Below are 21,060 nucleotides of genomic sequence, written 5' to 3' on the forward strand. Positions count from 1 at the left end.
TCCCCGAGGGAACTGAGGCCCTGCCGGGAGGCCCGCCTTTGATCTTCCGCAGCCCTTACACGCTGCCGCCACCCGCCAACGCACCCGGACACGCACCCGCCAACGCACCCGGACACGCACCCGGACCCCGACCCGCGCCCGGACACGCGCCCGGACACGCACCCGCCAACGCACCCGCCAACGCATCCGCACCACCAAACTGCGAGCCCCCGCGCACCAGCTACGCCACCGCGAAAAGCCCGCCGGCGGTGTCGCGTCAACGAGAACCGCGACACCGCACGGCGGGCCGCCGCACGCCGGGCCCCGTGCTACGAGAGCGCGGCCCAGCAGTCGGTGGTGGTGGCGTGCGCCGGGTCCAGGGCGTTGACCGCCTCGTGCAGGGCGATCTTGTCGGTGGTTCCGATCGCCACGTGCTCCGAGAGATCGGCGGCGCACAGGTCCTGCAGCACGACGTTGTGCACGTCGGATCCGCTCAGGAACTGCGACTGGTACGGGGTCACGACCTCGTCATACCGCGTGGCGATGACCGTGTAGTGCACGCCGGGGACCGTGTCGCCGCCGGCGTTCAGGCTCTGCATCAGCGGCGAGCCGATCACCTGGTCGGTGCATGCCGGGCAGGCCGTGCCGACCAGGTCGACCGCGCCGGGGAAGTACTTCGCGGCCAAGGTCTCGATGCCGTCCAGCGTGGTGCCGTGGTTGGACGGCGCCAGCCCGACCAGGGTGTGCACCTTCGCCGCTCCGCCGAGGAACTTGAGGTAGTACCGGGGCATCATCCCGCCCTGGCTGTGCCCGACGATGTCGACCTGCGTGGCGCCGGTGGCGGACAGCACCTGGTCGACGTAGTCCTTCAGCTGCTGCGCGGACTGCGCGACGGGGGCGATGCCGTGGAACAGGGGGACGCCGGGCTCCTGCCCGTAGTCGAGTTCGAACACGCAGAAGCCGCGCGAGGCGATGTACGGCGCCCCGACGAGCCAGTTGTCCCAGGCGTTACCGAACGTTCCGTGCACCAGCACCACCGGGCGCGGATGGGCGGTGCTGGGCTTGCAGGAGAAGTCGTTGATTCCGGAGGACGTGGTGGCGCGTGCCGGGGTCGCCAGAGCGGCGAACGGCGCGGCCAGGAGCAGAGCGATCAGGGCGCGGGTGATACGGCTCGGGCCCCTGGGAAACGAGCGGCGTGCGGACTCCGCTGGAATCCACCCGCGAGAACGGTAGGGACGCATGCTGACTCCTTCAGACCGGTAAGTGGGGGATGCGGGGTGTGGTGGGGGTCACACCCGGCGGGTTACCGGTCGGTAAAGCTACTCGCAAGTAGCGGAGAAGTCACGGGTTACGCGTGACGGTTCGGTGTGTCGCGGAAATGCCGCGACGGGCGGTGGACCTGCAAGATCCCTGGCGCACTGCCAGTCGCCAGTCGCCAGTCGCCAGTCGCCAGTCGCCAGTCGCTCATCGCTTGCTGCTTGTCATGCGCTGTGCGCTGTGCGCCGTAGCCCCGCCCGACCTTCGCCTGGCCGCCGATCGCGCAGACCTCCGGCCTCTCGTGCTTGACGTTCGGCAGCTGCGACACACCAAGTTCAGGGCAACTTGCGCGCCGAGTCGCACACCGCTTCCACCAGGTCCAAAGCCCGCAGCGCCTCGGAAGCGGTGTGTGTGACGGTCTGATTGCCGAGCCGGTACGCCATCGCCCGCGCGCACAGGTCCGCGTAGTGCGGGAACAAGTCGGCCGTGTAGTCGGCCGCCGCCTCCTTGGAGATGATCTGGCCGGTCGCGATCGTCGCGTGGAGCCGTCCCGGGCCGGTCACGTCCCAGGCCAGCAGGTACGGGTCGATCGCCGACTTCGGGTCCCGGGTGGCCAGCCTGCTGCGGTGCGTGAGCTGCGACCTCCAGTACGACTCGAGGTTCCGGTGGTTCCACTCCCGCAGCCACGCCGGATCGGGGGCGGCGCCGAGTTCCGACGCCTTCGGCCCCCGCAGGGTGATGCCGTTGCGGTCCAGCAGGGCCCACAGCACCGGATCCGTGCGGTGCGGCTCCGGATCGAGGACGCCGTCGACGACCGTCGGCACCCCGGCCTCGCTCCGGACACCGAGCGTGTCGGGGGTGACGTAGTGTCCGTCGGAGTGCGGGCCGGCGCCGCGGCTGGCTTCCAGTTCGGCGTGCATCGCGCTGACGGCTGCGAGCTCTGATGCGGTCAGGGCGCGCTCCAGCAGCACGAGCACGTCCAGGTCGCTGCGGCCCGGGCGCCAGCTCCCCAGCGCGGCCGAGCCGACGACGTAGAAACCGCGGACCAGACCCGGGGCGAGGGTCGCGTTCAGGGACCTCAGGAAGCGGTTCGCCGCGAGTTCATACGCCATCTTCGAAAGGTTAACCGAAACGTCTGGATCCGTCCCGAACGCGATGCGGGCCGGTCGGTCCCCTGGGTGGGGGAGCGGCCGGCCCGCTGTCAGGATCCTGGGACGCGGTGCTTCGCCGGGTCAGTCCACCTCGGCCAGCGCCTGGGCGAACTGGGCGGCGTAGAGCCGGGAGTACGCGCCGTCGGCTTCCAGCAGCGCCGTGTGCGTCCCCTGCTCCACGATCCGGCCGTTCTCCATGACCAGGATCAGGTCGGCGTCCCGGATGGTGGACAGCCGGTGCGCGATGACGAACGACGTCCGGCCCTCGCGCAGTTTGTTCATCGCCCGCTGGATGAGCACCTCGGTGCGGGTGTCCACCGAGGAGGTGGCCTCGTCCAGGATCAGGATCGCCGGCTGGGCCAGGAAGGCGCGGGCGATCGTCATCAGCTGCTTCTCGCCGGCCGAGAGGTTCGAGCCCTCCTCGTCGACCACCGTGTCGTAGCCGTCCGGCAGCGTGCGCACGAAGTGGTCCACGTGGGTGGCCGCGGCCGCCGCGCGGATCTCCTCGTGGGTGGCGCCGGCGGTGCCGTAGGCGATGTTCTCGGCGATCGTGCCGCCGAACAGCCACGCGTCCTGCAGCACCATGCCGGTCTGGGACCGCAGGTACTCGCGGGACATGGTGGCGGTGTCGACGCCGTCCAGCAGGATCGCGCCGGAGTCGACCTCGTAGAACCGCATCAGGAGGTTGACGAGGGTGGTCTTGCCGGCGCCGGTCGGGCCGACGATGGCCACCGTCTGCCCGGGCTGCACGGTCAGGGACAGGTCCTCGATCAGCGGCCGCTCCGGGGAGTAGCCGAAGTCCACGTCCCGGAACTCCACGCGGCCGCGCACGTGCTCCAGCTCCACCGGCCGCGCCGGCTCCGGCGTCATCTCCTCGGCGTCCAGGATCTGGAAGATCCGCTCGGCCGAGGCCACGCCGGACTGCATCAGGTTCGCCATGGCGGCCACCTGGGACAGCGGCATCGTGAACTGGCGGGTGTACTGGATCGAGGCCTGAACGCTGCCCAGCGACAGCGCGCCGGCCGAGACCCGCAGGCCGCCGACCACGGCCACCAGCACGTAGGTGACGTTGCCCAGGAACATCATCGCCGGCTGGATCAGGCCGCTGATGAACTGGGCGCGGAAGCTGGCGTCGTTCAGCGCGTCGTTCTGGGTCTTGAACTCGGCCGCCGCCTCGTCCTGCCGGCCGAACGCCTTCACCAGCTGGTGGCCGGTGTACATCTCCTCGATGTGCGCGTTCAGCCGCCCGGTGGCCGCCCACTGCTTCACGAACTGCGGCTTGGACTTCTTGCCGATCCGGCCGGCCACGAACACCGACAGCGGCACCGTGGCCACCGCGATCAGCGCCAGCAGCCACGAGGTCCAGAACATGAAGACCGTCACGCCGATCAGCGTGAAGATCTGCATGACCACCTGGGCCAGCGACTGCTGCAGCGACTGCGCCAGGTTGTCGACGTCGTTGGTGGCCCGGGAGAGCACCTCGCCGCGCGGCTGCTTGTCGAAGTACGACAGCGGCAGCCGGGTCAGCTTGTCCTCGATGTCGGTGCGCAACCGCGCCATCGCGCGGTTCACCACCACGATGACCAGCCGGGACTGGAGCATCATGCACAGGAACACCAGGACGTAGATGCCCAGCAGGATCAGCAGGACGTGGCCGACCGCGGTGAAGTCGATCCCCCGGCCCGGTGTGAAGTCGACGGAGTTCACGAGGTCCGCCATCCGGCCCTGGCCGGTGGCCCGCAGGTGCTCGACCGCCTGCTGCTTGGTCGGGTACGTGCCGTTCGGCAGGGGCTTGACCGAGCGGCCGATCACGCCGGCGAAGATCAGGTCGGTGGCCTTGCCGAGCAGCTTGGGGCCCCAGACCGTCATCCCGACGCCGAGGGCCGCGAGCACCATCGAGGCGATGAGCAGCGGGCGCTCGGGGCGCAGGTAGCCCAGCAGACGGCGTCCGGAGCCCTTGAAGTCCTTGGACTTGGCCGCCGGCCCGGACATGAAGGCCGCCGGCCCTCGCAGGGCGCCGCCCTGCTGGGGGCGGGGCGCGTCGCCCTCCTTCTCGGTCTCCAGGCGCTCGGTGTCCGACGCGCCCCTCGCGGTACCGTTCGCGCCCGCCTCCGCGGTGGGCGCGGTGGGCGCAGTGGGCGCGACGGACACGGTGGGCGCGGTGGGCGCCGACGTGGCGCCGTTCCGGGTGATCGCCGCGCCGTCGGGGGCGAACGCCGTCCCCTCGGCACCGTTGTGCTGGACCGGTGCGCCGTTCAGCTCGGTCTCGCCGATGTCGTCGCTCACGCCGCCGCCTCCTCTTCCGTCAGCTGCGAGAGCACGATCTCCCGGTAGGTCTCGTTGGTGTCCATCAGTTCGCTGTGCGTCCCGGACCCGACCACCACGCCCTGGTCCAGGACGATGATCCGGTCCGCGTTGCGGATCGTGGACACGCGCTGCGCCACGATGACGACCGTCGCGTCCCGGGTCTGGTCCACCAGCGCCGCGCGCAGCCGCGCGTCGGTGCTGTAGTCCAGGGCCGAGAACGAGTCGTCGAACAGGAAGATCTCCGGCCGGTGCACGAGGGCGCGGGCGATCGCCAGCCGCTGCCGCTGTCCGCCGGAGACGTTGGTGCCGCCCTGGGCGATCGGGGCGTTCAGGCCCTCGGGCATCCGCTCCACGAAGTCCCGGGCCTGGGCGATCTCCAAGGCCTGCCACAGGTCCTCGTCGGTGGCGTCCGGGCGGCCGTAGCGCAGGTTCGAGGCGATGGTGCCGGTGAACAGGTACGGCTTCTGCGGCACGATGGCCACCGCCTTGGTGAGCACCTCGGGGGCCAGGTCGCGGACGTCCACGCCGTCCACCAGCACCTGGCCGTCGGTGACGTCGGCCAGCCGCGGCACCAGGTTCAGCAGCGTGGTCTTGCCCGAGCCGGTGGAGCCGATGATCGCGGTGGTCTCCCCGGGCCGCGCGGTCAGCGACACGTCGGTCAGGACGCGCTCCTCGGCGCCGGGGTAGCGGAAGCCCGCGGAGCGCAGCTCCAGGGTGCCGCCGCCGGCCTTCCGCTTCGGTGCCGCCGGCGGCACGACGCTGGACTCGGTCTCCAGGACCTCGCCGATCCGGTCGGCGCACACCGCGGCGCGCGGGACCATCATGAACATGAAGGTGGTCATCATGACCGACATCAGGATCTGCATCAGGTACGACAGGAACGCGGTCAGCGAGCCGACCTGCATGCCGCCGGAGTCGATGCGCATGCCGCCGAACCACAGCACGCCGACGCCGGCGACGTTCACGATCCCCATCACGACCGGGAACATCAGCGCCATCAGCTTGCCGACGCGCAGCGACACGTCCATCAGCTCGTCGTTGGCGACGCCGAAGCGCCGCCGCTCGTGGCCGTCCTTCACGAACGCGCGGATCACCCGGATGCCGGTGATCTGCTCCCGCATCACGCCGTTGATCTTGTCGATCCGGACCTGCACGATGCGGAACAGCGGGCCCATCCGCCGGATGATCAGGCCGATCGCCAGCGCCATCGTCGGGATGATGGCCACCAGCAGCCCGGACAGCGGCACGTCCTGGCGCAGCGCCAGGATCACGCCGCCGACCATCATCACCGGGGCGGCGGCCGCCATGGTGAAGGTCATCAGCACGACCATCTGGACCTGCAACACGTCGTTGGTGGTGCGGGTGAGCAGCGAGGGCGCGCCGAACCGGCCGACCTCCCGGGTGGAGAAGGCCTGGACCCGGTCGAAGATGCCGGCGCGCAGGTCCCGGCCCAGCGCCGTCGCGGTCCGCGCCCCGAAGTAGACCGCGCCGATCGAGCAGGTGATCTGCAGCAGCGAGAAGGCCAGCATCACCCCGCCGGTCTTGAGCACGTAGCCGGTGTCGCCCTTCACCACGCCGCCGTCGATGATGTCGGCGTTCAGCGTGGGCAGGTACAGCGCGGCCAGCGTCTGCACGAACTGCAGCACCAGCACCAGGGTGATGGACCCGCGGTAGGGCCGGAGATAGTGTTTCAGTAGTTTGACAAGCATGGCGGTCGATCCCATCTCTCTCGGCACGCCGGACGGGGGTCCGCGCGGCGGGGCCGGGCGAGCACAATAGGCGAAATCAGGGCTTTGTGTTTTCCGGTAGACTGGCCCCGGGAGGGCAGGACGGTCCCGGCGGGTGGTCTCGGTGCTCGGCCGGGGCCGGGGCGACGGTCATCGCCCGGCGCAGCAGGGCAGTGTAAGGGGCGTCGACGTCCTCGCGCAGCTGAATTTCGGGCCGGTCATCTCAGCCGCCCATCAGGGCGGCCAGGAGTTCGGCCGGACTCAGGGACGCCGGCGCCGTTCCGCCGAGCGCTGTTGTGGACCCGCTCGTCGCCGTCCTGCGATACCTGGTCGGACCGGCTTTTCCACGCCGGGCGCCAGGCGGGGAACGCGGGCAGCCGGGGGTTCGGGCGACGCGGTGAACGCGTTCGCCGCGGCCTCGATGAGGGCGCACGCATCGGCCTCACGGAAATCGAACCACTCAGCATGCCGCCGCCTCTCGCGGAAAACCCGATGGAGGTGTTGTTCCAGGTCTCGCCCGCCGGTGGTGCGCCAAAGGAGCTCCAGGGCGACCGGACTCGCGGCCCGGAGCTCGGCGAGGCGTCGTTCGACCCTCACGCTGTGCCCGATCTTCACGCTGTGTCCATCCATGGTGCCGATCGCGTAGACGAAGGCGGTGCAGCTTTGGTTTCGCATCTGTTCCGGACTCCCAGCCCCGCAGCCGAGTGAGCGGACGGTTGTCGCTATGCTCGCACGGCACTCGCGGCAAGCGTGGTACGCCCGCCGCGCAGCGTCGCCCCCATCCAGGTCAGCTGATCGAGCAGGGAGCGCACGGCCCGGTCCCGCGCCTCGGCCGGACGCGGCCACGAGCCGTCCTCGGCGAACTGGCCCCAGTACTCGTGGAAGCTGACCGAGTCCCGGATCGGGACGGCCTGCAGCTCGATGAAGACCTGGCGCAGGTGCTGGACGGCGCGGAGGCCGCCGGACAGGCCGCCGTAGGAGACGAAGGCGACCGGCTTGTTGCGCCACTCGGCGCTGTACCAGTCGACGGCGTTCTTCAGGGCGGCGGGGAAGCTGTGGTTGTACTCCGGCGTGACGACGACGAACGCGTCGGCGCCGGCCAGGCGCGGGGCCAGGTCCTCGACGGCGGCCGGGCGCGGCCGGCCGAAGCCGGACATGGTCAGCGGCAGATCGGCCTCGGCGAGGTCGATCACGTCCAGGTCCAGATCGGGATGCGAGTCCGCGGCCTGTTCGGTGAACCACGAGGCGACCCTCGGGCCGAACCGGCCGTCGCGGGTGCTGCCGATGATGACGGCGACGCGGAGCGGGTGTGCGGACAGGTCGGCGGTGCCGGTCACGGTCGTCCCCCAGGGAGTGCGGCGGTTGATGCGTACGGCGTACGCGCCAGCCGTACTCTACACAGCGACGCGTATGGTGTACACATGGGCAAGACGAAGAGCGCCGGTGCCCCGGCGAAGGAAGCCGATGTCCCGCGCAGCATCTGGGAACGGTTGGAGACGGCACCGCGCAGCGGCCGGGCGACCCTGACGCATCCGCAGATCGCCGCCGCCGCCGTGGCGCTCGCCGACGCCGAGGGGCTGGAGGCGCTGTCGATGCGCAAGCTCGCCGAGAGCCTCGGCGTCGCGACGATGGCGCTGTACCGGTACGTCGACAGCAAGGACGAGTTGCTGGAACTGATGATCGACGCCGTCGTCGACCCCTCGGTGCTCACCGCGGACCTCGGCGACTGGCGGGCGGTGTTCCGGGAGATCGCGACGCGGCACCGCGAGACCTCGCTGGCCCATCCCTGGCTGGTCGCGGCCCAGGCGCAGGTGCCGAACCTGCTGACGCCAGCGCGGAACGAGGTCGCCGAGCGGATGATCGGGGCGCTGGATCCGTTGCCGCTCACCGGTGACCAGAAGATGCAGTTCATCCGCGCGATCGACGGCTTCGCCCGCGGCGCGTCGGGCGCCGAGGTGAACCGGCGGATGATGATGGAGCGGCGGGGCTACGGTCCGGACGGCGATGTCAGGTTGCTGCTTCGCGGGAGCATGCAGTGGCTGCTGCGGAGCGGGCGCTATCCCCGGATGGCGAAGCTGGTGCGGGACGGGCTGGCGCCGGTCGACTCGGCGGCGGAGTTCGAGATCGGGGTCGACGCGATGCTGGACGGGCTGGCGGTGCGGTTCGGGATCTGACATACCGGGGGAGCCGTCCCGGCGCGAAGGGGTAGGGTCCAAGCGCCGGCTGGACCCAGGGGAGGGATTCGCATGACGGGGAACGGGTGGAAGCGGAGCGCCGTCGCGCTCGTCGCGGTGGCGCTGACGGCGGCCGGGTGCTCCAGCGGCGGGTCGTCGGACTCCGGGTCCGGCGGTGCGCCGAAGAGCCTCGCCGAGGCGCTGAAGAGCGTGCACGCCACCGCCGCCACCAGGACCGAGCTGGGCTGGGGCGACGACGGCGGGGGGAACGGGCGCGACTTCGACCAGGTGCTGTCGCCGGTGCTCGGATTCAGTGTGACCAAGCAGCCGTTCGTCCTGACCGTCGGCAGACCGCCGAACCAGTTCAACGTCGTGTACGGGAGCTTCGATCCGGCGGCGATCGGCGCCAAACTGCAGGGGCTGGGCTACAAGCCGACCGATCGGGGCCACGGGGAGACCCAGTGGCTGATCCGGGACGACCACCGGATCGACATGAGCCAGCAGCCGGAGGAGCTGGCCATGACGGTGAGCACCTACAACGTGATCCGGGTGTCCAAGGACCGGCTCGTCTACGGCGGCGCGACCTCCGACCTGGACGCGGGCCTGCCCGCGCAGTCGGCGTCACTGGCCGACGACCCGGTGGTGGGCGGCGTGGCCAAGTGCCTTGATAAGGACGCCACCGGCATGTACGACGCCACCACGGTCCCCATCGCCGTGGGCGTCGGGCCGAACGGCACCGAGACGATCTGCGTCTCGGCGCCCGACGACGCCACCGCCAAGAAGTACGGCGACGCCTTCACCAAAGCGGTCACCAGCGGCAAGTCCACGGTCACGGAGCAGCCGTGGAGCGCGATGTTCACCTCGCCGAAGGTGGAGTCGCTCGGCGGCAAGGGCCACGTGATGCGGCTGACCGTGACCGACGTCGAGGCGTCGCACCCGCGGCTGGAGAAGGCGATGGTGACGCAGGACCTGATGTCGCTGATCGGGCTGCCGGTGCCGCTCGGCAAGAACCGCACGCCGGCCATGAGCCAGACCGGCTCCTCGTCGCCGGACGACGCGACGAGCAGTTCGGCGGGCTGAGCGAGCTCACGCCAACCGCCGCGCCGCCACCTCCGCCGCCGCCTCCCCGACCTCGGTGAGCAGCGGCGGCGCCAGCTTCCACTGCTGCCAGTACAGCGGCACGTCCACCGGCTGCCCCGGCGCCAGCTCGACCAGCTCCACCTGCCCGAACTGCGCCGCCTGCACATCCGGGATCAGGCCCCATCCGAGCCCGATCTCGACCGCGTACAGGAACGCGTCGGTGGCGGGCACGTAGTGCCGCGGTCCGCTGCCGCCGGCGCCGAGCCGGCGCAGGAATCCGTCCTGCAGGTCGTCCTTGTGGTTGAAGACGACCACCGGGGCGGTGCCCAGGGACGCCGCCGTCGTCCCGCCCGGCAGCCACCGCTCCACGAACCCCCGCGTCGCCACCGCGCGGTAGCGCATCCGGCCCAGCGGCCGGACCACGCAGCCCTGCACCGGCTTCGGCGACGACGACACGGCCGCCATCACCAGTCCGGCGCGCAGCAGTTCGTCCGTGTAGTCCTGGTCCTCGCGGTGCAGATCGAAACAGGCTCCTGATTCGGGTCCGAACCGGGCCGCCACCTCGGGGAACCATGTGCTCAGCGAGTCCGAGTTCACCGCGATCGACAGGGTCGTCGGCACCGGTGCGCCGGCTTCGGCGTCCGAGCCGGTCAGGCCGAGCTCGGCGCGGGCGTTGTCCTCCAGCCACGCCAGCTGCCGGGCGAACCGCACCACCGCGACGCCGGAGTCCGTCGGTCGCAGAGGCTTGGAGCGCACCAGCAGCACCCGCCCCGTGCGCTGCTCCAGGGCTTTGACGCGCTGGCTCACCGCGGACGGTGTCACGTGCAGGATCCGCGCCGCGGCCTCGAAGGTGCCCGCGTCGACCGCGACCAGGAGGGTGCGCACGTGGTCCAGCGGCAGATCCGTCATCATGATCTCTCATGATACCGAAGAAAGATGAGCTGGCCTGAGGAAATGCCCCTTCCTAGCATCGTTCTCATGAGCACCCCCCTCGCCGCCGCCGCGGCCGGACTCGGCACCGGCCTGTCACTGATCGTCGCCATCGGAGCCCAGAACGCCTACGTGCTGCGCCAGGGCGTGCGCCGCGAGCACGTCGGCCCGATCGTGGCGATCTGCGCGGCCTCCGACGCGGTGCTGATCGCGGCGGGGATCGGCGGCCTCGGCGCGGTGGTGCGCTCGATGCCCACGGCGGTGACCGTGATCGCCTGGATCGGCGCGGTGTTCCTGGTGACCTACGGGCTCCTCGCGGCGCGGCGGGCCTGGAAGCAGAACGACCACCTGGACTCCGGCGGGAACGCCGAACAGTCGCCGCGCACCGCGATCCTCACCTGCCTGGCGCTGACCTGGCTGAACCCGCACGTGTACCTGGACACGGTGCTGCTGCTCGGAACGGTCGGCAACAGTTATGGCGCGGCGCACTGGTACTTCGCCGCCGGCGCCGTGACCGGCAGCGTGATCTGGTTCTCCGGCCTCGGATTCGGCGCCGGTCGGCTCGGGGGGCTGCTGGCCCGGCCCCGGGCCTGGCGGGTGCTGGACGGGATCATCGCGGTCACGATGATCACGCTGGGGGTGGCGATGGTGACCCGCGCCTGAACGGCCCTGGTGATGGTTTTTTGGCGGGCTGGGTACCATCGCGACGTGGAGGACTTGGTCTTCAAACGTCCGCGCAAGCTCAACCAGTGGGGAACCTATCCGCTCGCCATGGCCGGCTGGCTGGTGATGAAGCTCCCCAGCGTGGTCTACGAGCTGGCCGTCGTGGTCCCCGCGATACCGTTCGCCGTCCTGGCGGCCCGGGTCAACTCCACCACCGTCACCGCCGACGGCGTCCTGATCCGCTCGGTGCGCGCCCGGTTCGTCCCGTGGGACCAGATCAAGGCCATCACCGTCGCAGACGGGGCCGGCGACCGTTCGATCGACCTCCGCCTGGTCGACGGTTCCCACCGCCGCCTGCCCGCCCCGGTCGAACGGCACTGGCGGTCCCACGACGCCGAGTTCGACGCCAAGTACGCCGCCCTCATGCAGGCGTGGCTGCGGAGTTCCGGCCCGGGGGACGATGACCGCGGCCCGGGCCGGAAGCGGGGGATCGAGGGGACGCTCAGCCGGCGGCGGCCGGAATGACCGACCCGTTGAACGTCGTCTCGATGTACTTCTTCACGTCGTCCGACGTCAGCAGCGTCGCCAGCTTCCTCACCGCCGGGTCGTTCTCGTGGCCCTTCTTCACCACCAGGATGTTGACGTAGGGGTTCCCTTGCGTCTTCTCCAGCACCAGCGCGTCCTTGCTCGGCGTGAGCTTGGCCTCCAGCGCGTAGTTGCCGTTGATGACCGCGGCGTCCACGTCCGGCAGGGTCCGCGGCAGCTGCGCGGCCTCCAGCGGCTTGAACTTCAGGTTCTTCGGGTTCGAGGCCACGTCCTTCTCCGTGGCCTCGGCGCCGACGCCGTCCTTCAGCGTGATCAGGTTGTTGTCGGCCAGGAGCTTCAGCGCCCGGCCCTCGTTGGTGGCGTCGTTCGGCAGCGCGACGGTGGCGCCGTCCTTGAGCTGGTCGAGCGACTTGGCCTTGTTGGAGTACAGGCCCAGCGGTTCCAGGTGCACGCCGACCACCGGGACCAGGTCGGTGCCCTTGGACTTGTTGAAGTCGTCCAGGTAGGGCTGGTGCTGGAAGAAGTTGGCGCCGACCTCGCCGTCCTGGGTGGCCAGGTTCGGCTGCACGTAGTCGGTGAACTCCTTCACCGTCAGCTTCAGCCCGGCCTTGGCGGCCAGATTGTCGCGGACGTAGTCCAGGATCTGCGCGTGCGGCACCGGGGAGGCGGCGACGATGATCGAGTCGACGGCGGCGCCGGCCGGGGCGGCCGCGGCGGAGGAGCCGGAGGAGCCGGAGGACTTCGAGGAGGAGCAGGCGGTGAGACCCACGGCCAGGACGCCGGCGACGGCGGTCAGGGACGCGGCGAGCTTCTTGTTGCGCATGAACAAGTTCTTCTTTCTTCCGTGTACTGAGGGGTGGGGGTGTTGCTTGGCCGGGGTGTTCACCGGTGAGCCAGCCGCTTGGCGGCGAAGTCGCCGAGCCACTGGACGATCTGGACGAGGACGACGAGCAGCACGACCGTGGCGATCATGAGGCCGTTCTCGAAGCGCTGGTAGCCGTAGCGGATGGCCAGGTCGCCCAGGCCGCCGCCGCCGATCGCGCCGGCCATGGCCGAGTAGCCGACCAGCGCGATCACGGTCGTGGTGAGTCCGCTGACCAGCGCGGGCAGCGACTCCGGGAGCAGGACCTTGCGGACCGTGGTCAGGTGCGAGGCGCCCATCGCGGCCGAGGCCTCGATCAGGCCCCTGTCGACCTCGCGCACCGCCGTCTCGACGAGCCGGGCGAAGAACGGCACCGCGCCGACGGCCAGCGGCACGATCGCCGCGTCCACGCCGATGGTCGTGCCGACGATCCCGCGGGTGAACGGCGTGATGGCGATCAGCAGGATGATGAACGGCAGCGAGCGGCCGACGTTGACCACGGTGCCCAGCACCTTGTTCGCGGCCTGGTTCGCCAGCAGCCCGCCCTTGTCGGTCAGCACCAGCGCCAGACCCAGCGGCAAGCCGATCAGCACCGTGAACAGGGCCGACCAGCCGACCATCTGGAACGTCTCCAAGGTCGCCTGCCACAGCAGCGGCCGCATCTCCGACCAGCTCACGACGCGACCTCCTCAAGGCGTGCGGTGCCGGCGCCCGCACCGGTCTCGCCCACGGTCTCCACGCTCAGCCCCCGCTCCCGCAGGAACCCGATCTGCACGACGTTGTCCTCGTACCGGCCCGGCAGCCCGATCCGCATCCGTCCGACCGTCTGCCCGTTCACCGTCTCGATCGCGGCGCCCAGGATCGTGACGTCGATCGCGTACGTCCGCGACAGCTGCGCGATCAGCGGCCGCGCCGTGGCGTCGCCGTGGAACGTGACGTCCAGCACCGTGGTGTCCGGCAGCGCCGTGTGCGCCGGCGCCTCGCCGAGCTGGAACAGCTCCCGGGCCAGCTCGGAGCGCTCGCGGGTGAGCAGGTCGCCGATGGTGCCGGACTCGGCGATCCGCCCGTCCTCCATCAGCGCCGCGCTGTCGCACACCGCCTTCACGACCTCCATCTCGTGCGTGATCAGCAGCACCGTCACGCCGAGGTGCTCGTTGACCCGCTTGAGCAGCTTCAGCACGCTGCGCGTGGTCTCCGGGTCCAGCGCCGAGGTGGCCTCGTCGGACAGCAGCACGTGCGGGTCCGCGGCCAGCGCGCGGGCGATGCCGACCCGCTGCTTCTGCCCGCCGGACAGCTGCGCCGGGTGCGCGTCGGCCCGGTCGGCCAGGCCCACCACGTCCAGCAGCTCCAGGGCCCGGGTCCGGCGCTCACGCCGGGTCAGGCGCGCGCCGCCCGGCCCGATCTCCAGCGGCAGCTCCACGTTCTCCCGCGCGGTGCGGCTGGAGAGCAGGTTGAAGTGCTGGAAGACCATGCCGATGCGGCGCCGCTCGGCGCGCAGCTGCTTGGGGGACAGGGCGGTCAGTTCCCGGCCCGCCACCCACACCGTGCCGGAGGTGGGGCGCTCCAGCAGGTTCACGCAGCGGATCAGGGTGCTCTTGCCGGCGCCCGAGCGGCCGACGACGCCGTACACGGAGCCCGGCGCGACGCTCAGGTCGACGCCGTCCAGGGCGGTGACGGCCCCGCCCCGTGACGGGTAAACCTTTGTCAGATTCTTGATTTCGATCATGATGCTTTCCGCAAGGTCCGCACACGACGGTGCGGCGGGCGCGCGCAGGGGCGGCCGCGAAGCCTACAAGAGAGAAAGTGCTGCTAAAACCAGGTCTGGGAGTGAGAACTCAGCAGCTGTGCATTCGACACGAAAGCAGGCAGCGCATCATCCGCGGCGCCATGGCGGCGGCGGACATGCGGCGGCTCTCGTTCGTGATCATGTCGATGACTATAGGTGCCGGGCGGCAGCGGGGATTACCGCGTCCAGTCCCTGAGACGGCGCATCCGGCGGTGATTGGCGATACTTGGCCCGACCTGCGCAGATATCCCCGATCCGGGGCCATCGCCCGGGCTCGCGCCGCGCCCCTGCCGACCGCGCTGGTGTGCGCCGCCTCACTCGTCCCCCGTGCGTCGGTGTGGCCGGACCGGAAGCTGCCGCGAGCCCCGGTCCAGCCACAGAGGAGTCGTCCCCGGTGCGCCTACCGCGCCGGGTGCACGACCATCGCCGCACCACCGCCGCGCCGGGCGGGCTCGGCCGCGGCCTGGATCTCGCCGTTCGGCAGGAACTGCAGTCCGGTCGCCGCGCCGATCTCCGGCGTCGGGGTGCCCGACGGCGCGACGAGGACGAAGTTCTCGCCGAGGGCCTTGAGCGCCGGGACCTGGGGCAGGTTCAGGAAGGCCGGTTCGGCGTCGGTCACCGACCGGTCGCGCTGCGAGGCCCGCGGCGCCGCGATCGCGTCCGGGAGGCTCATGCCCAGATCGAGGTGGTTGACCAGGATCTGCAGCACCGTGGTGATGATCGACGCGCCGCCGGGGGAGCCGACCGCCATGTACGGGCGGCCGTCCTTCAGCACGATGGTCGGCGACATGGACGAGCGCGGCCGCTTGCCGGCGTCCGGCAGGTTCGGGTCCGGCGCGCCGGGGTGGATCGGCGTGAAGTCGAAGTCGGTCATCTCGTTGTTCAGCAGGAAGCCGCGGCCGGGGACGGTGATGGCCGAACCGCCGGTCTGCTCGATGGTAAGGGTGTAGGAGACGACGTCGCCCCACTTGTCAGCGGTCACCAGGTGCGTGGTCGACAGACCTTCGGTGCCGGTGACCTCGGTGCCCACGGGGGCACCGCCGGGGCACGTGGTCCCGCCGCCGGGAGCCGACGGGTCGCCGGGCGCCACCGGGCTCGTCAGAGTGCTCGTCGGGCTGATCAGGCAGGACCGCTCCTTGCCGTAGGCGGCCGAAGTCAGACCCTTGACCGGGACGTCGTTGAACGCCGCGTCGCCGACCCAGCGGTTGCGGTCCGCGAAGGCGATCCGGGACGCCTCGTCGTACAGGTGCAGCGCCTGGACCTGGTCGGCGGGGGAGACGTCGAAGTTCGACAGGATGTTGAGAGCCTCGCCGACCGTGGTGCCGCCGGAGGACGGCGGGGCGATCGAATAGACGTCCAAGCCCTGATATCGCACGTGGGTCGGTGCCTGCACCGGCGCGGTGTACGCGGCGATGTCCGCCGCGGTCAGCACGCCCGGGCGGAAGTTCATCGTCGGGTTCGCGATCGTCGGCGGGTGCTGCGCGGTGTTCGCCACCTCCTGGCCCAGGACGCCCTTGTAGAACACGTCAGGGCCGTCTTTGGCGATCAGCTTGTAAGTGTTCGCCAGATCAGGGTTCTTGAACACGGAGCCGACCGCCGGCGGGGCGCCGTGGGGCAGGAACAACTGCGCGGTCGGGGCGATCTGCGAGAACCGCGTCTGGTTCAGCGCGGTGAAGCCGTTGAAGGTCGGGTCGACGATGAACCCGTTCTGGGCCACGTCGATGCCGCCCTGCAGGGCCTTCTTCAACGAGATGGAGCCCCACTTGTCCAGGGCGGTGGTCCACGTCTTCAACGTGCCCGGCACGCCGACCGAAAGGCCGGAGTTGACCGCGTCCGTGAAAGCCAGCGGCTGGCCGGTCGCGGGGTCTATGAAGAAGTCGGTGTTCATCGCGGCGGGGCCGGTCTCGCGGCCGTCGATGGTCGAGACCTTGTGGCTGCGCGCGTCGTAGTAGACGAAGAAGCCGCCGCCGCCGATGCCGGCGGAGTACGGCTCCGTGACGCCCAGGGCCGCCGCGGTGGCGACGGCCGCGTCGACGGCGTTGCCGCCGTGTTTCAGGACGTCCAGGCCGACTTGGGTGGCGTAGGGGCTGACGCTCGCCACCGCGCCGCCGTAGCCGGTGGCGACCGGGGTGCGGGGCGGCTCGCCGGGATGGCGGCCGTCCGGAGCGGCCCGGGCCGCGCTCAGACTGGTGGTCAGGGCGGCTGCCGTGACCAGAGCGGCGACCGTTCTGGAGCGTCTGCGTGTCGGCGTGGGCATTGACCTACCTCCGCGTGATCGTCTTGTAGCTCCCTGCAGGGTCCCCACTCTGGCAGAGTGCTCATTTCCTGGGAAGCGGCGGTGGAATAAGCTCAGGCGGCCCACGGCTGTTACAAAGGGCCCGGGAACAGGCTCGATCCGCGGTTCGTCTCTCGTCTATTTCGTCCTTTTAGGGGGTCCAGGTGTCCAAGCGCGGGTGGTTGCTGTTCGCCGCGATGTCGGTGATCTGGGGCATCCCCTATCTGCTGATCAAGGTCGCCCTGGAAGGCATGCCGGCGCCGTTCATCGTCTTCGCCCGCACGGCGATCGGCGCCGCGGTGCTGCTGCCGGTGGCGATGAAGCGCGACCTGGTCCGGCCGGCCCTGAAGTACTGGCGGTACATAGCGCTGTTCGCCGCACTGGAGATCGCCGGCCCGTGGCTGTTGCTGGGCGACGCCGAACAGCACATGACGTCCTCCCTGGCCGGGCTCCTGATCGCGGCCGTGCCGTTCTTCGTCGCCCTCATCATGTGGCGCATCCTCGGCGAGAAGGACGCCGTCTCCGGCACCCGCCTGGCCGGCCTCTTCATCGGCCTGGCCGGCGTCGTCGCGATCGTCGGCCTGAACGTCGGCGAAGTGAACGTCTGGCGCATGCTCGAAGTGATCGCCGTGGCCCTCGGCTACGCCGTCGCCCCGACCCTCGTCCTGCGCCGCCTGGAGGACGTCCCGCCCCTCGCGGTGATCGCCCTCTCCCTGGCCGGCGTCGCGGCCCTCTACGTCCCCATCGCCGCCTTCAGCCTCCCGAAGCACACCCCCCACGCCAACGCCATCGCCGCCGCCGTGGCCCTCGGCCTGATCTGCACCGCTCTGGCGTTCCTCTTCTTCTTCGCCCTGATCGCCGAAGTCGGCGCCGCGAAGTCCTCGATGATCACCTTCGTGAACCCGGCCATCGCGGTCGCCGGCGGCGTGATCTTCCTCGGCGAGGACCTCAAGGCCGGCGTGATCGTCGGCTTCCCGCTGGTGATGATCGGCCTGGTGCTGTCGACGCTGCGCAAGGGCGGGGCGGTGGCGCCTGAGGGCGTCGACGCCGCGCCGGCGGCGGTGGTCCCGGTCGCCGACGCGGGGCTGGCGGAGCCCGCTACCCCGTGACCCGATGCACCTTGTGCTGCGCCGCCTGCGCCCGCGGCCGCACCACCAGCAGGTCCACGTTCACGTGCGCCGGGCGCGTCACCGTCCAGGCCACGCAGTCCGCGATGTCCTCGGCCAGCAGCGGTTCGGCGACGCCGGCGTAGACGGCCGCGGCCTTGGCGGTGTCGCCGGCGAAGCGGTTGAGGGCGAACTCCTCGGTCTTGACCATGCCGGGGGCGATCTCGATGACGCGGACCGGCTGGTCGAAGAGCTCCAGGCGGAGGGTCTCGGCCAGGACGTGGGTGCCGTGCTTCGCCGCGGCGTAGCCGGCGCCGCCTTCGTAGACGATGTGGCCCGCGGTGGAGGACATCATCACGATGGTGCCCGCTCCGGTGGCGATCAGCTTGGGGAGCAGGGCCTGGGTCAGGTGCAGGGAGCCCAGGACGTTGACCTCGTACATCGCGCGCCAGTCCGCGGCGTCGGCGGTGGCCACGTAGTCCGCGCCGACCGCGCCGCCGGCGTTGTTCACCAGCACGTCGCAGGCTTCGAGCCCGGCCGCGAAGGCCTGGACCGCCGCGGCGTCGGTGACGTCCAGCGCCACCGCCTCCGCCGCGTCGCCCAGCTCCGCGGCCAGCGTCTCCAGCCGGTCCCTGCGGCGGGCGACGAGCACCACGCGGTAGCCCTCGGCGGCCAGGCGGCGCGCGGTGGCGGCCCCGATGCCGCTGCTGGCTCCGGTGACGACGGCGGTCTTGGTCATGGGCGGTCCCTCGGGCTGCGGAAACTTGTCGGTGCGATCGCGGACAATCATCTCGTGCCGATCGCCGCGACCTACGACCCCGAGGGTTTCAAGGATCGCGGTTTCGTTCAAGAGATCTCCGAGGGGGGAGACGCCGCAGGTCCGGCGCGTGCCGTCGCCGACCTCGAAGCGGAGGTCGGCGTGCTGGAGGCCGGCGCCCCGCGCTGGGTCTGGCCCGCGACCGCCGACCTCGCCCCGGCCCTGCTGCGGCGCGGCGTCCGCGTCGACCGCTGCCACGATCTGGCGCTCACCGAGGCCCTGCTGCTCGCCTCCGAGGGCCGGTGCGGGGAGCCGCGCTCGCTCGGCGCCGCGTGGGCCCGCCTGCACGGCCTCCCGGTCCCCGAGGACCGCGCCGAGGGCACGCTGGAGGCCCCCGCCGACAACCCGACCACCCAGCCCGCGCTGTTCGAGCCGGACCGCTCCGGCCTGCCGCCGGACGCCGACCCGTTGCGCGCCGTCCGCGAGGTCTACGCCGACCAGCTCCGCCGCATCGCCGCCACCGGGCATCCCGGGCGGTTCCGCCTGCTGGTCGCCGCCGAGTCCGCGGCGTCGCTGGCCGCCGCCGAGATGGCGCACCACGGCCTGCCCTGGCGGGCCGACGTGCACGGCCGGATCCTGGAGGAGGTCCTCGGTCCCCGGCCGGTCGACGGCTCCCCGCCGCGGGAGATGGCCGCGGTGGCCGCGCAGCTCGCCGCGGCCCTCGGTGTCCGGGCCCTGAACCCCGACTCCGCCCCGCAGGTCACCAAGGCCTTCGCCGACGTCGGCGTGAAGCTGCCCTCGCTGCGCAAATGGGACCTCGAAGACGTCGACCATCCGGCGATCCCGCTGCTGCTGAAGTACAAGGAGCTCTCCCGCCTGTACTCGTTCAACGGCTGGGCCTGGCGCGACACCTGGGTCGTCGCCGGCCGCTTCCGCCCCGAGTACTCCGTCGGCGGCGTCGTCACCGGACGCTGGGCGGCCCGCGGCGGCGGCGCCCTGCAGATTGCGCGCCGGTTGCGCAAAGCCGTCATCGCCGACCCCGGCTGGATCTTCGTGTCCGCCGACGCCGCGCAGCTGGAGCCGCGGATCCTGGCCGCGATGGCGCAGGACCCCGGCATGGCCGAGGCTACGCAGAGCGATGACATGTACGCCGCCCTGGCCGGCGTCTTCGAGGGCTCCCGCGATCAGGCCAAGCTCGGTCTGCTCGGCGCCATGTACGGCCAGACCGGCGGCGGCGCCGCCGAGCCGCTGGCCCTGATGCGCCGCCGCTTCCCGAAGGCCACCGCGCTGCTCGACGACGCCGCCCGCGAGGGCGAGCGCGGCCGCCTGGTCCGCTCGCACCTGGGGCGCACCTGCCCGCCGCCGTCGGAGCGCTGGCAGAGCGTGGTCGCCGGGGACGCCGAGGCCGACGCCGCAGACGACAGCAACCGCCGCTCCGGCCAGGTGGCCCGGGCCCGCGGCCGCTTCACCCGGAACTTCGTCATCCAGGCCACCGCGGCCGAGTGGGCCGAGGTGCTGCTGGCCCTGCTGCGGCGGCGGCTGCGCCCGCTCGACGGCCCCGAGCTGGTCTTCTTCCAGCATGACGAGGTCCTGGTGCACACACCGCGGGAGCACGCGGAAGCCGTGGCCGCGCTGATCGCCGAGTGCGCCACGCTCGCCGGGAGCCTGGTCTTCGGCCCGAACCCGGTCCGTTTCCCGATGAGCGTTCACTCAGTCGGGTGCTATGGCGACGCGAAATAACAGACCGGAGGTGACATGTGGGTATCGCTGTGGGCATGCGTGACATCGTGGAAGTCGAAGAAGTCGTCCTGCTGGCCGAGGACGGGACCCCGGTCGGCACCGCGCCCAAGGCCGGGGTGCACACCGAGCACACCCCGCTGCACCTGGCGTTCTCGTGCTACGTGTTCGACGACGACGATCGGCTGCTGGTGACCCGGCGGGCCCTGGACAAGCGCACGTGGCCCGGCGTCTGGACCAACTCCGCCTGCGGCCATCCGGCCCCGGGGGAGGAGATCGAGGACGCGGTCCGGCGCCGTCTGGACACCGAGCTCGGGCTCATGGTCGACCGGGTCTGGCCGATCCTGCCCGACTTCCGCTACCGGGCCGTGATGCCGAACGGGATCGTCGAGAACGAGATCTGCCCGGTGTTCCGGGCGGCCGTGCCGTCGGGCACCGTGCCGGACCCGTCGCCCGACGAGGTGGCCGAGGTCAAATGGATCCCATGGGCGGATTTCTCGACTCGCGTGCTATCAGGTGATTTCGATGTGTCTCCGTGGTGCCGGTTACAAGTCGAACAGCTCGCGGAGCGTGATACGAGCACGTGGATGCCATGATCACCATTTGTTGATCATGTAGTCACACAGGGGCTTGTTCGGCACCTGTGATGTCGGGCATCATTGCGCGGTGCCCGATGCCATTGCGTGGTCAGGTGATAAGCGCTGCGTCGCCTCGCCTTCGCTC

The 21,060-nt window shown here is 71.0% G+C and carries 18 protein-coding genes and 1 pseudogene; 7 read left to right on the plus strand and 12 right to left on the minus strand.

Translation table 11 applies throughout. The features are described 5' to 3' along the window. Positions 1-308: 308 nt before the first annotated feature. The 6 genes from ABD466_RS21740 to ABD466_RS21760 all read right to left on the minus strand — a co-directional run bounded on the left by ABD466_RS21740 (position 309) and on the right by ABD466_RS21760 (position 7,758). A complete protein-coding gene (locus tag ABD466_RS21740; protein WP_344658966.1) occupies positions 309-1,220 on the minus strand; it encodes an esterase/lipase family protein in 912 nt (303 codons plus the stop codon). A gap of 351 nt (positions 1,221-1,571) precedes the next feature. Further along, positions 1,572-2,348: a nucleotidyltransferase domain-containing protein gene (locus tag ABD466_RS21745; protein WP_344658967.1), complete on the minus strand. Its 777-nt coding sequence runs from the start codon at positions 2,346-2,348 to the stop codon at positions 1,572-1,574. A gap of 120 nt (positions 2,349-2,468) precedes the next feature. After that, a complete protein-coding gene (locus ABD466_RS21750) occupies positions 2,469-4,379 on the minus strand; it encodes an ABC transporter ATP-binding protein (RefSeq protein ID WP_344659085.1) in 1,911 nt (636 codons plus the stop codon). Positions 4,380-4,669: 290 nt separating this feature from the next. After that, positions 4,670-6,403 (minus strand): ABC transporter ATP-binding protein, encoded by a 1,734-nt coding sequence (locus ABD466_RS21755; protein WP_344658968.1) that lies wholly within the window; start codon positions 6,401-6,403, stop codon positions 4,670-4,672. Positions 6,404-6,682: 279 nt separating this feature from the next. After that, entirely contained in the window at positions 6,683-7,096 is a 414-nt protein-coding gene (locus ABD466_RS44445; RefSeq protein WP_425558700.1) for a GIY-YIG nuclease family protein, read from the minus strand. A gap of 47 nt (positions 7,097-7,143) precedes the next feature. Next, positions 7,144-7,758 carry an NADPH-dependent FMN reductase gene (locus ABD466_RS21760; protein ID WP_344658969.1) on the minus strand — a complete coding sequence of 205 codons (615 nt, stop codon included), beginning with the start codon at positions 7,756-7,758 and terminating at the stop codon, positions 7,144-7,146. Positions 7,759-7,842: 84 nt separating this feature from the next. Between ABD466_RS21760 and ABD466_RS21765 the strand changes: the two genes are divergently transcribed. Next, positions 7,843-8,595, plus strand: coding sequence for a TetR/AcrR family transcriptional regulator (locus ABD466_RS21765; RefSeq protein WP_344658970.1), 753 nt, complete (start codon positions 7,843-7,845; stop codon positions 8,593-8,595). A 72-nt stretch (positions 8,596-8,667) separates the two neighbouring features. Continuing rightward, a complete protein-coding gene (locus ABD466_RS21770) occupies positions 8,668-9,675 on the plus strand; it encodes a hypothetical protein (protein ID WP_344658971.1) in 1,008 nt (335 codons plus the stop codon). A gap of 6 nt (positions 9,676-9,681) precedes the next feature. On the opposite strand, the gene ABD466_RS21775 is transcribed toward ABD466_RS21770, so the two are convergent. Further along, complete coding sequence (locus ABD466_RS21775; protein WP_344658972.1) at positions 9,682-10,587, minus strand: LysR family transcriptional regulator ArgP; 906 nt, start codon at positions 10,585-10,587, stop codon at positions 9,682-9,684. Positions 10,588-10,653: 66 nt separating this feature from the next. Here ABD466_RS21775 and ABD466_RS21780 point away from each other — a divergent pair, with 66 nt between their 5' ends. Further along, the gene (locus tag ABD466_RS21780) at positions 10,654-11,268 is read left to right on the plus strand and encodes a LysE/ArgO family amino acid transporter (RefSeq protein ID WP_344658973.1); all 615 of its coding nucleotides are present in this window, start codon (positions 10,654-10,656) and stop codon (positions 11,266-11,268) included. Between the two features lie 45 nt (positions 11,269-11,313). Next, the gene (locus ABD466_RS21785; RefSeq protein ID WP_344658974.1) at positions 11,314-11,793 is read left to right on the plus strand and encodes a hypothetical protein; all 480 of its coding nucleotides are present in this window, start codon (positions 11,314-11,316) and stop codon (positions 11,791-11,793) included. Here ABD466_RS21785 and ABD466_RS21790 read toward each other — a convergent pair. The 4 genes and pseudogenes from ABD466_RS21790 to ggt form a co-directional block, all read right to left on the minus strand. After that, a complete protein-coding gene (locus ABD466_RS21790) occupies positions 11,771-12,637 on the minus strand; it encodes a MetQ/NlpA family ABC transporter substrate-binding protein (RefSeq protein WP_344658975.1) in 867 nt (288 codons plus the stop codon). The two genes, ABD466_RS21785 and ABD466_RS21790, sit on opposite strands and share 23 nt — an antisense overlap. Positions 12,638-12,699: 62 nt before the next feature. Next, positions 12,700-13,353, minus strand: a pseudogene (locus tag ABD466_RS21795) (methionine ABC transporter permease); the annotation flags it as partial. Beyond that, the gene (locus ABD466_RS21800) at positions 13,350-14,402 is read right to left on the minus strand and encodes a methionine ABC transporter ATP-binding protein (RefSeq protein WP_344658976.1); all 1,053 of its coding nucleotides are present in this window, start codon (positions 14,400-14,402) and stop codon (positions 13,350-13,352) included. The gene ABD466_RS21800 and the pseudogene ABD466_RS21795, both read right to left, overlap by 4 nt. Positions 14,403-14,862: 460 nt before the next feature. Continuing rightward, the gene (gene ggt, locus ABD466_RS21805) at positions 14,863-16,719 is read right to left on the minus strand and encodes a gamma-glutamyltransferase (RefSeq protein WP_344658977.1); all 1,857 of its coding nucleotides are present in this window, start codon (positions 16,717-16,719) and stop codon (positions 14,863-14,865) included. Positions 16,720-16,901: 182 nt separating this feature from the next. Here ggt and ABD466_RS21810 point away from each other — a divergent pair, with 182 nt between their 5' ends. Further along, positions 16,902-17,846, plus strand: coding sequence for a DMT family transporter (locus ABD466_RS21810; protein WP_344658978.1), 945 nt, complete (start codon positions 16,902-16,904; stop codon positions 17,844-17,846). Here the strand turns inward: ABD466_RS21810 and ABD466_RS21815 are convergent. Next, a complete protein-coding gene (locus tag ABD466_RS21815) occupies positions 17,836-18,582 on the minus strand; it encodes an SDR family NAD(P)-dependent oxidoreductase (protein WP_344658979.1) in 747 nt (248 codons plus the stop codon). The two genes, ABD466_RS21810 and ABD466_RS21815, sit on opposite strands and share 11 nt — an antisense overlap. Before the next feature lie 54 nt (positions 18,583-18,636). Between ABD466_RS21815 and ABD466_RS21820 the strand changes: the two genes are divergently transcribed. Further along, positions 18,637-20,340 (plus strand): bifunctional 3'-5' exonuclease/DNA polymerase, encoded by a 1,704-nt coding sequence (locus tag ABD466_RS21820; RefSeq protein WP_344658980.1) that lies wholly within the window; start codon positions 18,637-18,639, stop codon positions 20,338-20,340. A gap of 35 nt (positions 20,341-20,375) precedes the next feature. Beyond that, on the plus strand, positions 20,376-20,933 hold the full coding sequence (idi, locus tag ABD466_RS21825) for an isopentenyl-diphosphate Delta-isomerase (protein ID WP_344658981.1): 558 nt from the start codon (positions 20,376-20,378) through the stop codon (positions 20,931-20,933). Positions 20,934-21,060 lie beyond the last annotated feature (127 nt).

The organism is Catenulispora subtropica (assembly GCF_039531675.1).
GTDB lineage: Bacteria > Actinomycetota > Actinomycetes > Streptomycetales > Catenulisporaceae > Catenulispora > Catenulispora subtropica.

Coding starts and splice junctions, on each gene's coding strand:
- ABD466_RS21740 (WP_344658966.1), bottom strand. CDS start 1,220: ATGCGTCCCTACCGTTCTCGCGGGTGGATTCCAGCGGAGTCCGCACGC.
- ABD466_RS21745 (WP_344658967.1), bottom strand. CDS start 2,348: ATGGCGTATGAACTCGCGGCGAACCGCTTCCTGAGGTCCCTGAACGCG.
- ABD466_RS21750 (WP_344659085.1), bottom strand. CDS start 4,379: ATGTCCGGGCCGGCGGCCAAGTCCAAGGACTTCAAGGGCTCCGGACGC.
- ABD466_RS21755 (WP_344658968.1), bottom strand. CDS start 6,403: ATGCTTGTCAAACTACTGAAACACTATCTCCGGCCCTACCGCGGGTCC.
- ABD466_RS44445 (WP_425558700.1), bottom strand. CDS start 7,096: ATGCGAAACCAAAGCTGCACCGCCTTCGTCTACGCGATCGGCACCATG.
- ABD466_RS21765 (WP_344658970.1), top strand. CDS start 7,843: ATGGGCAAGACGAAGAGCGCCGGTGCCCCGGCGAAGGAAGCCGATGTC.
- ABD466_RS21770 (WP_344658971.1), top strand. CDS start 8,668: ATGACGGGGAACGGGTGGAAGCGGAGCGCCGTCGCGCTCGTCGCGGTG.
- ABD466_RS21775 (WP_344658972.1), bottom strand. CDS start 10,587: ATGATGACGGATCTGCCGCTGGACCACGTGCGCACCCTCCTGGTCGCG.
- ABD466_RS21780 (WP_344658973.1), top strand. CDS start 10,654: ATGAGCACCCCCCTCGCCGCCGCCGCGGCCGGACTCGGCACCGGCCTG.
- ABD466_RS21790 (WP_344658975.1), bottom strand. CDS start 12,637: ATGCGCAACAAGAAGCTCGCCGCGTCCCTGACCGCCGTCGCCGGCGTC.
- ABD466_RS21800 (WP_344658976.1), bottom strand. CDS start 14,402: ATGATCGAAATCAAGAATCTGACAAAGGTTTACCCGTCACGGGGCGGG.
- ggt (WP_344658977.1), bottom strand. CDS start 16,719: ATGCCCACGCCGACACGCAGACGCTCCAGAACGGTCGCCGCTCTGGTC.
- ABD466_RS21815 (WP_344658979.1), bottom strand. CDS start 18,582: ATGACCAAGACCGCCGTCGTCACCGGAGCCAGCAGCGGCATCGGGGCC.
- idi (WP_344658981.1), top strand. CDS start 20,376: ATGCGTGACATCGTGGAAGTCGAAGAAGTCGTCCTGCTGGCCGAGGAC.